The sequence below is a fragment of the Pseudomonas sp. MF6394 genome, assembly GCF_002018845.1.
Classification (GTDB): Bacteria; Pseudomonadota; Gammaproteobacteria; order Pseudomonadales; family Pseudomonadaceae; genus Aquipseudomonas; species Aquipseudomonas lactis.
Genome location: NZ_MVOJ01000020.1, coordinates 110,696 through 125,792 on the forward strand (window position 1 = coordinate 110,696; position 15,097 = coordinate 125,792).

13 protein-coding genes and 1 riboswitch are annotated in these 15,097 nt (G+C 62.2%); of the genes, 6 read left to right on the plus strand and 7 right to left on the minus strand.

The features are described 5' to 3' along the window. Positions 1-177: 177 nt before the first annotated feature. The 3 genes from cpdA to MF6394_RS20280 form a co-directional block, all read right to left on the minus strand. Positions 178-990 (minus strand): 3',5'-cyclic-AMP phosphodiesterase, encoded by an 813-nt coding sequence (gene cpdA, locus MF6394_RS20270; RefSeq protein ID WP_078467394.1) that lies wholly within the window; start codon positions 988-990, stop codon positions 178-180. A 97-nt stretch (positions 991-1,087) separates the two neighbouring features. Then, the gene (locus tag MF6394_RS20275) at positions 1,088-1,537 is read right to left on the minus strand and encodes a DUF1249 domain-containing protein (protein WP_003188022.1); all 450 of its coding nucleotides are present in this window, start codon (positions 1,535-1,537) and stop codon (positions 1,088-1,090) included. After that, a complete protein-coding gene (locus MF6394_RS20280) occupies positions 1,528-2,145 on the minus strand; it encodes an NUDIX domain-containing protein (protein ID WP_032893869.1) in 618 nt (205 codons plus the stop codon). The genes MF6394_RS20275 and MF6394_RS20280 overlap by 10 nt, the downstream gene beginning before the upstream one ends. Before the next feature lie 193 nt (positions 2,146-2,338). Here MF6394_RS20280 and MF6394_RS20285 point away from each other — a divergent pair, with 193 nt between their 5' ends. Then, the gene (locus MF6394_RS20285; protein ID WP_078467395.1) at positions 2,339-3,085 is read left to right on the plus strand and encodes an RsiV family protein; all 747 of its coding nucleotides are present in this window, start codon (positions 2,339-2,341) and stop codon (positions 3,083-3,085) included. Positions 3,086-3,267: 182 nt separating this feature from the next. Here the strand turns inward: MF6394_RS20285 and thiC are convergent, their stop codons facing one another. Then, positions 3,268-5,172, minus strand: a complete 1,905-nt coding sequence (thiC, locus tag MF6394_RS20290) for a phosphomethylpyrimidine synthase ThiC (protein ID WP_044270955.1) — start codon at positions 5,170-5,172, stop codon at positions 3,268-3,270. Between the two features lie 149 nt (positions 5,173-5,321). Beyond that, positions 5,322-5,427: riboswitch (TPP riboswitch) on the minus strand. A gap of 196 nt (positions 5,428-5,623) precedes the next feature. On the opposite strand from thiC, the gene MF6394_RS20295 reads away from it, so the two are divergent. Then, a complete protein-coding gene (locus tag MF6394_RS20295; RefSeq protein ID WP_044270953.1) occupies positions 5,624-7,063 on the plus strand; it encodes a TolC family outer membrane protein in 1,440 nt (479 codons plus the stop codon). Positions 7,064-7,188: 125 nt separating this feature from the next. On the opposite strand, the gene waaA is transcribed toward MF6394_RS20295, so the two are convergent. After that, positions 7,189-8,466 carry a lipid IV(A) 3-deoxy-D-manno-octulosonic acid transferase gene (waaA, locus tag MF6394_RS20300; RefSeq protein WP_078467396.1) on the minus strand — a complete coding sequence of 426 codons (1,278 nt, stop codon included), beginning with the start codon at positions 8,464-8,466 and terminating at the stop codon, positions 7,189-7,191. A 23-nt stretch (positions 8,467-8,489) separates the two neighbouring features. Continuing rightward, positions 8,490-9,380, minus strand: a complete 891-nt coding sequence (locus tag MF6394_RS20305) for a LysR family transcriptional regulator (protein ID WP_044270944.1) — start codon at positions 9,378-9,380, stop codon at positions 8,490-8,492. A gap of 202 nt (positions 9,381-9,582) precedes the next feature. Between MF6394_RS20305 and MF6394_RS20310 the strand changes: the two genes are divergently transcribed. Genes MF6394_RS20310 through MF6394_RS20325 form a run of 4 tightly spaced genes read left to right on the plus strand, consistent with a single transcriptional unit; the run spans position 9,583 to position 12,959 of the window. Continuing rightward, on the plus strand, positions 9,583-9,918 hold the full coding sequence (locus MF6394_RS20310; protein ID WP_003188013.1) for a DMT family transporter: 336 nt from the start codon (positions 9,583-9,585) through the stop codon (positions 9,916-9,918). A 55-nt stretch (positions 9,919-9,973) separates the two neighbouring features. Beyond that, positions 9,974-11,149 (plus strand): NAD(P)/FAD-dependent oxidoreductase, encoded by a 1,176-nt coding sequence (locus MF6394_RS20315; protein WP_078467397.1) that lies wholly within the window; start codon positions 9,974-9,976, stop codon positions 11,147-11,149. Then, on the plus strand, positions 11,146-11,958 hold the full coding sequence (locus MF6394_RS20320) for an aldo/keto reductase (RefSeq protein WP_078467398.1): 813 nt from the start codon (positions 11,146-11,148) through the stop codon (positions 11,956-11,958). Before MF6394_RS20315 ends, MF6394_RS20320 begins: the two co-directional genes overlap by 4 nt. Positions 11,959-11,999: 41 nt before the next feature. Next, complete coding sequence (locus tag MF6394_RS20325) at positions 12,000-12,959, plus strand: hypothetical protein (protein ID WP_003188010.1); 960 nt, start codon at positions 12,000-12,002, stop codon at positions 12,957-12,959. 27 nt (positions 12,960-12,986) lie between these two features. On the opposite strand, the gene hldE is transcribed toward MF6394_RS20325, so the two are convergent. Continuing rightward, complete coding sequence (hldE, locus tag MF6394_RS20330; RefSeq protein ID WP_032893882.1) at positions 12,987-14,411, minus strand: bifunctional D-glycero-beta-D-manno-heptose-7-phosphate kinase/D-glycero-beta-D-manno-heptose 1-phosphate adenylyltransferase HldE; 1,425 nt, start codon at positions 14,409-14,411, stop codon at positions 12,987-12,989. Positions 14,412-15,097 lie beyond the last annotated feature (686 nt).

Genomic DNA, 15,097 nt, shown 5'->3' on the forward strand with positions numbered 1-15,097 from the left:
GGCCGTTACCGCAGCAATGGATATGTACACCATCCAACTGTGTTGCCTGCCAGGCCGCCTTCGCGAGCAAGCCCGCTCCCACATTTGGAGTGCGGGGTGTCAGGTAGATAGGCGTCGGCTGTCAGGCTGCCATCGCAGGCAAGCCAGCTCCCACATTTTGATCAGTGTTAACAGGTCCTAATAGCCGTTGCTGCCGTAATCGATGGTGAATGCAAAGCCAACCAAACGCTCCACCCCCGTCTCCAACCGTCCGTCGCCATGCAAACGCAACCAGCGATACCCCGGCGCCTGCTCGCTGACCTGAAAGTCCTCACTCCCCGGCGCAAACTGGATACAGGTGGACGGCGAAGCCAGCAGCCGCACACCGTCGCGCTCGCTGTCGATCTCCTGATGCACATGCCCCCACAGCAATGCCTTGGTCTGCGGAAAGCGCTCAAGCACGGCAAACAGCGCTTCGGGGTTGCGCAGACCAATTGGCTCCATCCACGCACAGCCGATAGGCACCGGATGATGGTGGAAACACACCAGGTGATGGCGGCCCGGCGCTTCGCTCAAGGCCTGCGCCAGCAGTTGCAGTTGCCCGTCTTGCAGGTAGCCCGGCACAGACCCAGGTACCGCCGAATCCAGCAGAGTGATACGCCAGTTGCCGATATCCACCACCGGCTCGAGCAAATCACTGTGCATGGCAGCCTGGGCCATGACCTGCGGCTCGTCGTGGTTGCCAGGAATCCAACGCGCCGGAGCGCCAAGGGCGGTGGTCAAATCGCGAAACTGCTGATAGGACTCAAGCGTGCCATCCTGGGACAGATCGCCGGTCGCCAGTATCAGGTCGATGGCCGGCTGTCGCGCGCGCACCAGCTCGACCACCCGCTGCAGGCTTTCACGGGTGTTCATGCCCAGCAGCGTGGCGTCAGGGTCGGCAAACAGATGGCTGTCGGACAACTGCACCAGCAACACGGCATCAGGATTCACGGCGGATACGCTCGGCAAGGCGCTCTCCCTGGTAACGACAGGAATGGATAGTTGGCGCGATTATGCTGGGGCAGGACACAAAGAGGAAACCCAAGGAAGCAGACGCAGTTCACATCTACCGCACCACTTCAAACTCATGGCCCAAGGCCAGGCAGTGGCTGAGCCATTCGCCGAGGAACACATTGAGCTGTGCTTTCTCATCGGGCTGGTGCATGAACACATTCGGGTAAGGATAGATGCTGCGAAAGCGTCGCGCATGCTCGGCGCTGATCACTTCGGCCATACGCGCGTCGTGGTACACCTGCACTTCCAATTGCGGCACCGGCAACCACGGCAGGCTGTGCTCCTGGCGCACCCGCAGGGTGGTGGTGTAGGGGCAGGTGAGAATGACTTCCAGGGTCAGCACGCCGAGCATCTGGTCGCCGTGGGTGACAGCAATGCGCCGCGCCTGGGGAGCGTGGCGCATGTCCGGGAGCAGGCGCATCAGCCGCGCATAGTTGGCCTCGCAGGCCGCTTGCAGCCCGATCAGGTCAACTCGGTAACGTTCCCGTGCCTTTACTGCCATAACCCCCTCACTTCCGCGCGATTAAGCGCAAGCCATTGCAGGGCGATAATGCTGGCTGCGTTGGAAATCTTGCCGTCGCGTACCGCCTGCAAGGCATCTTCGAAGGCCCAGGCGGTGACGCGGATATCTTCTGCTTCTTCTTCCAATCCATGGACCCCTCCCGCGCCCGAGCTGTCGCAACGGCCCAGGTACAGGTGGACAAATTCGGTACTGCCGCCAGGCGAAGGGAAATACTTGGTGATCGGCCACAGCGCGGAGAACGTCAGCCCAGCTTCCTCCTCGGCCTCGCGGTGTGCAACCTCCTCAGGTTGCTCATCCTTGTCAATCAGGCCGGCGACCATCTCCACCAGCCAGGGGTTATCGGCGCGGCCCATGGCGCCGACGCGGAACTGTTCGATCAGCACCACCTCATCGCGCAGCGGGTCGTAGGGCAGTACGCACACCGCGTCATGACGCACGAACACTTCGCGGTTGATCACCCGGCTCATGCCGCCGTCGAACTTCTCGTGGCGCAGTTGCACGCGATCGAGCTTGTAGAAGCCTTTATAGGCATTGTCACGCTGAACAATCTCGATCTTGTTCGGCGTCGACTTCGCGATGTCCGTCATGGTGTCCCTCGTTAAGCTCGTGCAATGGCCGCCATCCTAACGCGCCGACGCCCGTTGATGCAGCCCCTTTCCGGTTGCCGGCAGAGGCGGCGAGCGTCAAACTCACTGCAATCAGTTTAGTGGCGAACTGGCGGCCACGTTGGCAGTCCAAGCGCTACTCTTTTCGCTTTCCATCGATTTACGAAGGACACACATGTCGCTTTTAAAAATCGCCTCCGTGGCCTGTATTGCCTTGACCCTGGGTGCTTGCCAGAGCCTGTTCCAACCTGCCTATCTCAAGCCGCTGGACGTTACCACCGACAAGTCGGAGCAGATCAAGCCCGGCTGTGACAGCCCGACCTGCCCGCTGGTGAACATCGACACCGTGCATTTCCCCGCCGAGCCACAACTGGACAGCCTGGTGGAACAGCGCCTGCTGCAAATGACCCGCACCACGCCTGGCGCCAGTGTACCGGCGAGCCTGAACGCCTACCGGAACACCTTCCTGCGTGAGTCGCCGGACCGCCACGGCATGTACTTGCAAGCCAAGGTACGTGACCAGCATGACGGACTGGTGATCGTTGAAGTGTCAAGCTACCTGGACACCGGTGTCGCCCACGGCGAGCCAGGCCGCGGGTTTATCAACTATTCACGGATTCTGCATAAGGAACTGACCCTGGCCGACATGCTGCTGCCCGGCCAGGAGCAGGCCTTCTGGAATACCGCGAAAGTCGCCCACAACAGTTGGTTGATCAGCACCAAGATGGACCGCGACCCGGAGTTCGTGAAGAACTGGCCGTTCCAGAAAACCCCGAACGTGGCCCTGACCAGCGGCGGCGTGGTGCTCAAGTACAACGTCAGCACCATCGCCCCTTACGCACAGGGGCTGATCGAAATCACCCTGCCCTATACGCGCCTCACCGGTGTGATCAAGCCTGAACTGGTGCCCGCACGCCGTTGATCGGTTGGTGGTTCAAGGGTGTTACTGCAGAGGGAGATTGGGTGTTCGTCGGATCGCTATCGCGGGCAAGCCCGACTCCCACAGGGGACCGGCTGTGAACACAAAATCTGTGTACCACTCGGCCAACTGTGGGAGCCGGGCTTGCCCGCGATGACGGCGGTGCAGACACCGCCGCCTAGGGATCAGACCTTCTTGTAGAGCTGGCTACCTTCCTGCTTGAACCGCTCAGCCTGCTCGGCCAAGCCCTTGGCCACATCCACATCCACCGCATCAATGCGCTGGTTCGCCGCGTACTCACGCACTTCGTGGGTAACTTTCATCGAGCAGAATTTCGGCCCGCACATGGAGCAGAAGTGCGCGACCTTGGCCGACTCCTTGGGCAGCGTCTCGTCGTGGAATGCCCGTGCGGTATCCGGGTCCAGGCCGAGGTTGAACTGGTCTTCCCAGCGGAATTCGAAGCGTGCCTTGCTCAAGGCGTTATCGCGAATCTGCGCGCCAGGGTGGCCTTTGGCAAGGTCGGCCGCGTGGGCCGCGATCTTGTAAGTGATGATCCCGGTCTTCACGTCATCCTTGTTCGGCAGACCCAGGTGTTCCTTGGGCGTGACGTAGCAGAGCATGGCGCAACCGAACCAGCCGATCATCGCCGCACCGATACCCGACGTGATGTGGTCGTAGCCTGGTGCAATGTCGGTGGTCAACGGGCCGAGGGTGTAGAACGGCGCCTCGTCGCAGCACTCCAGTTGCTTGTCCATGTTCTCCTTGATCAGTTGCATCGGCACATGGCCAGGGCCTTCGATCATGGTTTGCACGTCGTGCTTCCAGGCGATCTTGGTCAGCTCGCCCAGGGTTTCCAATTCACCGAATTGCGCAGCGTCGTTGGCATCGGCCACCGACCCCGGACGCAGGCCATCTCCCAGGGAGAAGCTGACGTCATAGGCCTTCATGATTTCGCAGATCTCTTCGAAATGCGTGTAGGCGAAGTTTTCCTTGTGGTGGGCCAGGCACCACTTGGCCATGATCGCGCCGCCACGACTGACGATACCGGTAACGCGGTTGGCGGTCAGCGGCACATAGCGCAGCAACACGCCGGCATGGATTGTGAAATAGTCCACACCTTGCTCGGCCTGTTCGATCAGGGTGTCGCGGAACAGCTCCCAGGTCAGGTCCTCGGCAACGCCGTCGACTTTTTCCAGGGCCTGGTAGATCGGCACGGTGCCGATCGGCACGGGCGAGTTACGGATGATCCACTCGCGGGTTTCATGGATATGCTTGCCAGTGGACAGGTCCATGATGTTGTCCGAGCCCCAGCGAATGCCCCAGGTCATCTTCGCCACTTCTTCTTCAATGGACGAACCCAGGGCGCTGTTGCCGATGTTGCCGTTGATCTTCACCAGGAAGTTACGGCCGATAATCATCGGTTCCAGCTCAGTGTGGTTGATGTTGGCCGGGATGATTGCGCGGCCGCGGGCGATTTCTTCGCGCACGAACTCGGGGGTGATGATTTTCGGAATACTGGCGCCGAAGCTGTGCCCGGCATGTTGTTGCTTGAGCAGGCCGCTGGCGCGGGCCTCTTCAAGCTTCATGTTTTCGCGGATGGCCACGTATTCCATTTCTGGCGTGATGATGCCTTTGCGCGCGTAGTGCATCTGGCTGACGTTGGCGCCGGCCTTGGCCCGACGCGGGTTTTGCAGGTGGGCAAAGCGCAGGTAGGCCAGGTCGGGGTTATCCAGACGTTCCTGGCCGTAGCGTGAACTCAAGCAGGCCAGCCGCTCGGTGTCACCACGCTCTTCGATCCACGGCGAGCGCACATCGGCCAAGCCTTTGCGCACGTCGATGATGACATTGGGGTCGGTATAGGGGCCGGAGGTGTCATAGACCACTACAGGGGCGTTGATTTCGCCACCAAACTCCGTAGGGGTCACGTCCAGGCTGATTTCACGCATCGGCACGCGAATATCCGGGCGGGAGCCCTGCACGTAGATTTTTTGCGAGCGGGTAAACGGCTGCACGGAGCCGGAGTCGACCTTGGCCGATTCACTCAGGTGCACGGTATTTTTTAGTTTTGTACTTTTTATTTCAGTGCTCATCACGGGCTCTCCAACTTATCCAGGCGGTGGATTTTTGTCGGAGCGAACCTGTGACGGACGGACGCACTGGAATCAGTGCTGTGCTTGGCGCACGAGGGCTGTTCGATTGTCGAACAACATCCCGGACGAAGCACAAGAGGACTCGCCGGGTGACGAGAAATCTTGTTCCCTACGCAGGCGCTAACCTGATCAGGTTCAACGGGATCCGGTATTTACCGATCTCAGCCTTCCAACAAGGCACCCCGACAAGAACGCGGCCAGTCTAGACCATGGCGTGGGCAAATTGCCAATAGCGGTTTATTCAGCGTGATGAATGGCGTGATCGTGGGATTGTTGTGCGCAGGCCCCGCCACTACACTCGGGCACGGCTTCAAGGCTTGACGCCAGGCATGGCCAGCCTTAGCCTTGGGCGCTGAATTATCACCGTAATATTCATACTAGGGATCGCCTCATGCTGCGCAAACTCTCACTGGCTGTTGCCGTGTCTTGTGCGACCAACGGACTGGTCTGGGCAGCTGAAGCGCCCTTGTCCGCCAACACCGATTTGGTCAGCGTGTATCAGGAAGCGGCGAACAACAACGCCGACCTGGCCGCCGCCCGTGCCCAATACGGCGCGCAAAAAGAAGTGGTGCCCCAGGCCCGCGCAGGCTTGCTGCCGAACCTGTCAGCCGGCGCCGACAGCAACAACGTGCGCACCCAGATCGACCAGCCGGCCGCCACGGCCAACCGTGACGCCCACTCCTGGCGCGCCACCTTGAGCCAGCCACTGTTCCGCGCCGACCGCTGGTTCCAGCTGCAAGCTGCCCAAGCGGTCAACGAGCAAGCCTCGCTGCAACTGTCAGCCTCCGAGCAGAACCTGATTTTGCAAAGTGCAGAGAGCTACTTCGCCGTGCTGCGTGCCCAGGACAACCTGGCGTCGACCAAAGCCGAAGAAAACGCCTTCAAGCGCCAGCTCGACCAGTCCAACGAACGCTTCGATGTGGGCCTGTCAGACAAGACCGATGTGCTGCAATCCCAGGCCAGCTACGACACCGCCCGGGCCAATCGCATCCTGGCCCAGCGCCAGGTGGACGACGCGTTCGAAGCGCTGATCACCCTGACCAACCGCCAGTACAACTCGATCCAGGGCATCGTCCACACGCTGCCGGTGCTGCCGCCGGCGCCGAACGACGCCAAGGCCTGGGTCGAAACCGCCGGGCGCCAGAACCTCAACCTGCTCGCCAGCAATTACGCGGTCACCGCCGCCGAAGAAACCCTTCGGCAGCGCAAGGCCGGCCACTTGCCGACGCTCGACGCGGTTGCGCAATACGAAAAAGGCGACAACGACGCCCTGGGTTTCAGCAACCCGAATCAGTTGCCTATCCCGTACGGCGGCGATGTGTCGCAACGCACCGTGGGCCTGCGCTTGAACATCCCGATCTACAGCGGCGGCCTCACCAGCTCGCAAGTGCGCGAATCCTATTCACGCCTCGACCAGACCGAGCAGCAGCGCGAAGGCCTGCGCCGGCAGGTGGTGGAAAACACCCGCAACCTGCACCGTGCAGTCAACACCGATGTGGAGCAGGTGCAAGCACGCCGCCAGTCGATCATCTCCAACCAGAGCGCAGTGGAAGCCACGGAAATCGGCTATCAGGTGGGCACGCGCAACATCGTCGACGTGCTGGACTCACAGCGCCAGCTGTACGCGTCGGTGCGCAACTACAACAACAGCCGCTACGATTACATCCTCGACAACCTGCGTTTGAAGCAGGCGGCGGGCACCCTCAACCCAGGGGATTTGCAGGATCTGGCGCGCTATCTCAAGGCCGACTACAACCCGGACAAAGACTTCCTGCCGCCGGACCTGGCCAAAGCCGCTGCCGAACAGCTCAAGGCCCGCCCGAATAATTGACAACACCGAAGACCCCTTGTGGGAGCGGGCTTGCTCGCGAAAGCGGTGGATCAGTTAACACATGTATTGACTGACCCACCGCTTTCGCGAGCAAGCCCGCTCCCACAATTATTAACGGTGTCGAGTCAGGGAGTGATCAGTTTGTCCAAGCCATCCAGTAAACGCTTTAACGCACCCTGGTTGGCCTGCATCACCTTGAGCCCCGCCTGCGCCATCCTGCGTGCGTCCTGGGGCAACTCAAACAACTGTCGCACCGCCTCGGCCAGCCCATCGGCATCGTCCACCTCTCGCAACGCCCCGGCTTCACGCATCATCGCGGTGATGTCGAGGAAGTTGAAGACATGCGGGCCCATGATCACCGGCTTACCCAACGCCGCCGGTTCCAGCGGGTTGTGCCCGCCGGTCGGCACCAGGCTGCCGCCGACGAATGCGCTGTCGGCCAGGGCGTAGAGAAATAGCAACTCGCCCATGGTGTCGCCAAGCAACACCGAGGTTTGCTCGGTGACCGGCTCACCACTGGAGCGACGCACCGTGGCAAAGCCTTGCTGCACGCAGCGCTCAAACGTCGGGCTAAAGCGTTCCTGATGACGGGGCACCAGAATCAACAGGGCGTTGGGGTAGTTCGCCAGCAACTGGCGATGGGCTGCCAGCACCACCTCGTCTTCACCTTCGTGGGTACTCGCGGCGATCCAGACCGGACGCTCGCTGGCGCCCCATTGTTCACGCAGGGCGGCGGCGCGAGCCGTTAGCTGGGGGTCGATGCTCAGGTCGAACTTGATCGAGCCGGTCACTTCCACGGTTTCAGGGCGTGCGCCCAGGCTGCGGAAGCGTTCGGCCTCGGTCTCGGTCTGTACGGCGAACAAGCTCATGTCTGCCAGCATCGGCGCCGTCAGCTTGGCAAATCGCGCGTACCCTTTGGCCGAGCGCGCCGACAACCTTGCATTGGCCAGCGCCACCGGAATACCGCGCTGGGCGCAGGCATGGATATGGTTGGGCCACAGCTCGGTTTCCATGATCACCGCCAGCGTGGGCTGCACGCGGTCGAGAAAACGCTTGGCGGCGCAGGGCAAGTCGTACGGCAAGTAGCAGTGCTGGATGCGCGGTTCGTTGGCGAACAACGCCTGGATACGCTCGGAACCGGTGGGCGTCATGCAGGTGACGGTGATCGGCAACTGTGGATAACGCGCCATCAACCCGCGAATCATCGGGGCGGCGGCAATGCTTTCGCCCACCGACACCGCGTGCACCCAGATCCCGCCGGGCCGCATCACCGGCAAGCCATAGGAAAACCGCTCGCCCACCCGCTTGGCATAGGCCGGCGCTTTGCGCGCACGCAACCACAAGCGTAAAGCCACCAACGGCAGCGCCAGGTAAAACAGACAGCTGTAGAGAGTTCTATTCATGGCGGCGGAGTTTATCGGCTTTTTCAGTCGATCGCCTGCAAGCACTCGGCAAAACGTTTAGCCAAAAAGCGCGCGGCGGGCCCCAGGTGCTCGTCGCGGCGCCACACCAGTTCCACCACCAGGGCGGGCGGGGTCCATTCGCTGGCCAATTCGACCATCTGTTGCTGGTAGGTCGGATATTGCACGATGTGCCGCGGTAGCCAGGCCCAGCCCAGGCCACTCATCAGCCATTCGGCCAATACGTAGAAGCTGTCGGCGCGCCACACGAGAGGGCTGGCCGCCTCGCTGCCGGGGTAGACGCTGGTCTGGGTCGACATCAGCAACTGCCGAAACTGGGCCAGGTGCTGGCACGTCACGTACTGCTCCTTGGCCAACGGGTGATTCACTCCGCACACCGTGACCATTTCCACACTGCCCACCACTCGACGCTCCAGGGCTTCGGGAATCTGGTCGTGATAGAACAACAGCCCCAGGTCCGCCTTGCGCTCCACCAACTTGCGCGCCACATCGCCCTGGGCCGCGCTGGACAACTGCACCTCCAGCAACGGGTAGTGCACAGCCAGCGCCTCCAGGCTGTCGAGCACAGGCTGGAACAACATCGCCTCATCCTGAGCCAGGCGCAGGCAGGCTTCCTCGCCGCGGGTCAACGACAAGGCCCGCCCCGTCAGGCGCTCGCACTGGCGCAGTACCTCACGCGCTTCCTCCAGCAACACACTGCCGGCTTCGGTCAGGCGCGGTTGCCGGCCGCTGCTACGGTCGAACAGGACAACGCCCAAGTCAGCCTCCAACAGGGCAATGCCATTGCTGACCGCCGATTGCGCCTTGCGCTGCCCACGGGCCACGGCAGAAAACGAACGCTGCTCGGCGACGCTGACAAACAGGCGCATCTGCTCCAGATCCCATTGCACGCTCATGGCTCAACCTATCTCCGTTTAAGATAGGTAATGACTTTACCCCATCTGGCAGACGACTAGAATGCCGACCACTGTAGGAGCGAGCTTGCTCGCGAAAAACTCACAGGCGCCGCGTGTATTCAGAAAAGCGCGAGTTATCGTTGACGTTTTTCGCGAGCAAGCTCGCTCCTACAGTTCTTGAAACCACACCGAGGACTTGCCCATGAATGCCGCCTACTACTACTTGGCCATCGCCATCTGCTCGGAAGTGATCGCCACCGTTTCCATGAAAGCCATCAAAGGCTGGAGCACCCCTATTCCGTTGTTGCTGGTGATCGTCGGTTACGGCGTGGCGTTCTGGATGCTGACCCTGGTGGTGCGTACCGTGCCGGTCGGCGTGGCGTACGCGGTATGGGCCGGGATGGGTATCGTGATGGTCAGCATCGCGGCACTGTTCATCTATGGGCAGAAGCTGGATGTGCCGGCGATGCTGGGGATGGGCCTGATTGTGCTGGGCGTGGTGGTGATTCAGCTGTTCTCGAAAACCGCCGGGCACTGACCGCCACTCAACAGCCTGTATACTGCGCCTCTTGTCTTGAACACTGAGGTCGCCGATGCCATCCGTTATTTCCACCGACGTTCTGATTGTCGGCGCCGGGGTTGCCGGCCTCTGGCTCAATGCGCGCCTGCGCGGCCAGGGGTTTTCCACGGTACTGGTGGAAAACGCCACCCTGGGCGGCGGGCAAAGCCTGAAGTCCCAGGGGATCATTCACGGCGGTGCGAAATACGCCCTGCATGGCGCCCTCACCGGCGCCTCCGAAGCCATTGCCGATATGCCGCGCCGCTGGCGTGAAGCCCTGGCCGGCAACGGCGAGCTGGACCTGTCCGGCGTGCGCGTGCTGTCCCAGGCGCACTACTTGTGGTCGCCCGGCACGATTGCCGGCAACCTCACCAGCTTTTTCGCCAGCAAGGCCGTGCGTGGCCGCGTCGATCAGGTCAAGGGCGACGAACTGCCCCTGGCGCTGCAGAACCCTCGCTTCAAAGGCAAAGTCTATCGCCTGGCCGAGCTGGTGGTGGACGTGCCCAGCCTGATCAACCGCCTGGCGCAATTGGCTGGCGACGGTCTGCTCGCAGGTGTGCACATCGAACCGTTACTGGAGGGTGACACCCTGGTGGGCTTGAAAGTCGATGGCCGTGAGATCCGCGCCCAGCGCATCGTCTTGAGCGCTGGCGGCGGCACGGCGGACTTGCTCGCGGCCCTGGGCCTGAGCCAACCGGCCATGCAAAAACGCCCGCTGCACATGATCATCGCCAAAGGCCCTGGCCTCAAGCCGCTGTACGCCCATTGCCTGGGCGGCGGTACCAAGCCACGGATCACCGTCACCACCCACCCGGCCGCCGACGGCAACTGGGTGTGGTACATGGGCGGCGATATTGCCGAGGCTGACGGCGTGGCGCGTACGCCTGAACAACAGATCGCCACCGCGCAGAAAGAGCTGGCGCAACTGCTGCCCTGGATCGACATGAGCCAGACCCAGTGGGCCACCCTGCGCGTGGATCGCGCCGAGCCGCTGCAATCGGGGCTGAGCCGTCCCGACAACGCCTTCCTCGCCGAAGACGGCCGCCTACTGGTGGGCTGGCCAACCAAACTGGCCCTGGCGCCGGATTTCGCCGACCGCGTACTCCACGCCCTGAAGCGCGACGGCATCCGCCCAAGCGCCAGCGCCCCTCTGCCCGAGCTGCCAACTCCGGCAATCGGCCAACCCGCCTGGGAGCAACTGTTGCCATGAGCCTGCCAACCCTGCACGACCTGTATCGCCCGCTGGGCAGCACCGGCCTGCTGGTGTCGCCCCTGGGCCTGGGCACCGTCAAGTTGGGCCGCGACCAAGGGGTGAAATACCCCAACGGCTTTCAGATCCCTGGCGACGACGAGGCGCGCATGCTGTTGCGCCAGGCCCGCGAGCTGGGCATCAACCTGATCGACACCGCGCCGGCCTATGGCATGAGCGAAGAGCGCCTGGGGCCGCTGCTACGTGATCAGCGCAAGGACTGGGTGATCGTCAGCAAGGTGGGCGAAGAGTTTGCCAACGGCGTGTCCCATCACGATTTCAGCGCGGCCCACACGCGGATGTCGATTGAGCGCAGCCTGAAACGACTTGAAACGGATTTTATCGACCTGGTGCTGGTGCACTCCGACGGCAACGACTTGCATATCCTTAACGATTGCGCGGTTTACCAGACCCTGGCGCAGTTGAAGAAAGACGGCAAGATTCGCGGTTTCGGCTTCTCCGGCAAAACCGTCGAGGGCGGTATGAAAGCACTGGAACAGGGCGATTGCGCGATGGTCACCTACAACCTCAACGAACAGGCCGAGAAGGCCGTGATCGACTATGCCGCCGCCCACGGCAAGGGCATCCTGGTGAAAAAGGCCCTGGCCAGCGGCCACGTATGCCTGGAAGCGGGAATGGATCCAATTCAGGCCAGTTTCACCTTGTTGTTCGCGCAAACGGGCGTTGCCAGTGCTATTGTCGGGACCATTAATCCGCTGCACCTGGCCCATAACGTAGCAACTGCTGCCCGGGTCATTCGTCAACTCTGATGCCGCCCACGCGGCCGACCCCGTCGCAAGAAGGAGCCGACATGCCGCGAACGCTCATAAGAAAGAACCCCAGCAACTTCAAGACACTGCCGCTGCACGTCGAAGCCACCCCCGAGGGCCTGAGCTACCAGAGCGTCGGCATGCCGCTCAACTTCGCCCAGACCCTGCAGCGGCGCAAGCCGGTCGAGGTGCCAGACGCCGAACGCTTCGCCCTGGAACTGGCGAACCTCGGCGTCTCGGTACGCCTGACCCTGCACTGGCAAAACAAGGACTACTGGGTGCTAGTGCGCCAACGCCGCCAGGACCGTGGCGACGTGGTGCTCAAGCTGATCTCCGGCTACGTCCCGGCCCATGAACTGAACCTGCCGCTGCACACCGCCATCCAGGAAATCGCCGAGGAGTGCCTGCTCGAAACCCCCGAAGGCTGGCTGGGCGGGCGCTTCAACGACACCTGGCTGCCGGCGCCCTACTCCGCTGCCCTGCATTACCGCGAGGCCCTGCCGTTTCGCCTGAGCCCTTTGTCCGGTGCCGCGCGCCCGGTGCGCTGCGCCACCATGCAACTGATCGAGCGCCCACGGGCCTACGTGCACCTGCCGACCGCCTCGCTGCAATTGATTTATGACCTGCGCCTGGAAGTGCCGAAGGAAGCCAAGTCCCTCAGTTTGTTTCATGTGGATGAGCGTTTGGAGGGTGACCAGTTGGTGGCGCGCCTGGATCGCCAACGCCCGGACCTGTACTTGATGCCGCTCAAAGACGGCGAGCCATTGGCAGAGTTGTATACGGTCAAGAAGGATCAGTTGTACCCGGCCAGCACACGCGGCCTGTACCTGGCGGAAAGCTTTGCCCAGCAAGAGGGCTGGCTGGTGCGCGATGAGCGCATTCGTTGGAAGGATTGGCTTAGGCAGCAGGGCCTGGCAGAGCCGGAAAAGGACTCCAAGCTCAAGCGCTTGACCGGCAAGGCCCGGCAGATGCTGCGCAAGATCGTGCCGAAGAAGAGCTAGGGGCGAGCAGGCTCGCCCCACGGGGTATCACTCGTTGTTGCGGATCTTCTCGACAATCGCCGTGGTCGAGCTGTTTTCAACCAGCCCCAGCACTTTGACCGTGCCGCCGTAGGCGCTGACGATGTCCGCACCCACCACCTGGTCGACGCTGTAGTCACCGCCCTTGACCAGCACGTCGGGCTTGACCTGGGCCAGCAGGTTTTCCGGGGTGCCTTCAGAGAAGCTGATCACCCAGTCCACCGCGCCCAGACCCGCGAGTACCGCCATGCGCCGGTCAACACTGTTGATCGGGCGGCCCGGGCCTTTCAAGCGGCTGACCGAAGCGTCATCGTTGACCGCAACGATCAGGCGGTCACCTTGAGCGCTTGCCTGTTCCAGGTACGTCACGTGCCCGGCGTGCAGGATGTCAAAGCAGCCGTTGGTGAACACAATGCTTTCGTTGTGAGCGCGGGCATCGTCAATCGCCAGCAGCAATTGCTCCAGGCCCAGCACACCGCGCTCCGAGCCTTCGGAGCGCTGGATGGCGCGGCGCAACTCCGGTGCGCTGATGGCGGCAGTACCCAGCTTGCCCACCACAATGCCCGCCGCCAGGTTGGCCAGGGCCACGGCGTGGGGCAGTTCCTCACCGGCGGCAATGGAGGCTGCCAGGGTGGAAATCACCGTGTCACCGGCACCGGTGACGTCAAACACTTCACGGGCACGCGCCGGCAGGTGCATGGCCGGATGGCCCGGACGCAACAGGGTCATGCCGTGCTCGCCACGGGTCACCAGCAAGGCGCCCAAGTCGAGATCGGCCATCAGCGCCGCGCCCTTGCTCACCAACTCGTGCTCATCGGCACACCCGCCGACGATGGTCTCGAACTCACTGAGGTTGGGCGTGAGCAGGCTGGCGCCTCGGTAAACCGAGAAGTCCTTGCCCTTGGGATCGGCCAGCACCGGGATGTTGCGGGCCTTGGCGGCCTGGATCAACACTTGGTGATTCTGCAAGGCGCCCTTGCCGTAGTCGGACAACACCAGCACCTTGATACCGTCGAGCAGCGCGTCGACCTGGTCGCCAAGGGCCAGGGCGTCGGTGGCGAAGGGTTCTTCGAAATCGATACGCAGCAACTGCTGGTGACGGCTCATGACCCGCAGCTTGACGATCGTCGGCTGATGGGCGATGCGCTGGAACAGCGCACGCACGCCGGCGCCCTGCAGGCTGTTGGCCAGACTTTCGGCCGCTTCGTCGTCGCCGGTCACCCCCACCAGGGAAGCCGGGGCGCCGAGCGCGGCAATATTGAGCGCGACGTTAGCAGCGCCACCTGGGCGATCTTCGATTTGCTCGACCTTGACGACCGGCACCGGAGCCTCAGGGGAAATCCGTGAGGTACCACCATGCCAGTAACGGTCGAGCATGACATCGCCGACCACCAAGACAGCGGCTTGATTGAATCGCGGCATGGACAACTTCATGGAGCAACCCACATACAAAATGAACAGGGGCGCGATATTAGCACAGGGTTTGCGATGGCTTGCGACTGGCGCGACGCGGAATCCACCACCGGCCAAATATGAAAGGGGCTTGCGAAACTGACCCGTGGCGAGGGAGCTTGCTCCCGTGACGGCCTTCCAGCCAACACTTATCCACCTGACGCACCGAGCTCCCACAGTTGTCCGCGCCCGACCACACACTCCACGATGCGAAGCGAGCCGCTCTTGATCTTGATCTGCTTGTGATCTTGATCTCAGGCGCCCCGTTAAACCACGCTGGCCGGAATTCGACAGGGATTTGGGGGGTAAACCGGCAGGGATGCCGGTTTAGCCGCCCCGCGCCATGGATGGCGCGTGGCGGCGGCCCCCCAAATCACTGGCGGATTACGGGCACACCGAGCCTAGGCGAGGTGCCGAGTGGTGGGGCAAGAGCGTTTTGCTTACTTTTGCGCTTTTCAAAAGTGAGCCGCCGTCAGGGCGGAACCCTAAGCGGCCGTTACCGCAGGAATGGATATGTACACCATCCAACTGTGTTGCCTGCCAGGCCGCCTTCGCGAGCAAGCCCGCTTGTATGCTAGGACTTGAAGGGAGGAGAAGGGACAAAGCCCGATTCTGACTGTTGACGCAGTACAGACCGTGGGAGATTTCGCCCCTCCTCCTTTCACCCA

Bases quoted from the DNA above. Each gene is read 5' to 3' on its own strand.
- MF6394_RS20275 (WP_003188022.1), bottom strand. From the start codon at position 1,537: ATGGCAGTAAAGGCACGGGAACGTTACCGAGTTGACCTGATCGGGCTG.
- MF6394_RS20280 (WP_032893869.1), bottom strand. From the start codon at position 2,145: ATGACGGACATCGCGAAGTCGACGCCGAACAAGATCGAGATTGTTCAG.
- MF6394_RS20285 (WP_078467395.1), top strand. From the start codon at position 2,339: ATGTCGCTTTTAAAAATCGCCTCCGTGGCCTGTATTGCCTTGACCCTG.
- thiC (WP_044270955.1), bottom strand. From the start codon at position 5,172: ATGAGCACTGAAATAAAAAGTACAAAACTAAAAAATACCGTGCACCTG.
- MF6394_RS20295 (WP_044270953.1), top strand. From the start codon at position 5,624: ATGCTGCGCAAACTCTCACTGGCTGTTGCCGTGTCTTGTGCGACCAAC.
- waaA (WP_078467396.1), bottom strand. From the start codon at position 8,466: ATGAATAGAACTCTCTACAGCTGTCTGTTTTACCTGGCGCTGCCGTTG.
- MF6394_RS20305 (WP_044270944.1), bottom strand. From the start codon at position 9,380: ATGAGCGTGCAATGGGATCTGGAGCAGATGCGCCTGTTTGTCAGCGTC.
- MF6394_RS20310 (WP_003188013.1), top strand. From the start codon at position 9,583: ATGAATGCCGCCTACTACTACTTGGCCATCGCCATCTGCTCGGAAGTG.
- MF6394_RS20315 (WP_078467397.1), top strand. From the start codon at position 9,974: ATGCCATCCGTTATTTCCACCGACGTTCTGATTGTCGGCGCCGGGGTT.
- MF6394_RS20320 (WP_078467398.1), top strand. From the start codon at position 11,146: ATGAGCCTGCCAACCCTGCACGACCTGTATCGCCCGCTGGGCAGCACC.
- MF6394_RS20325 (WP_003188010.1), top strand. From the start codon at position 12,000: ATGCCGCGAACGCTCATAAGAAAGAACCCCAGCAACTTCAAGACACTG.
- hldE (WP_032893882.1), bottom strand. From the start codon at position 14,411: ATGAAGTTGTCCATGCCGCGATTCAATCAAGCCGCTGTCTTGGTGGTC.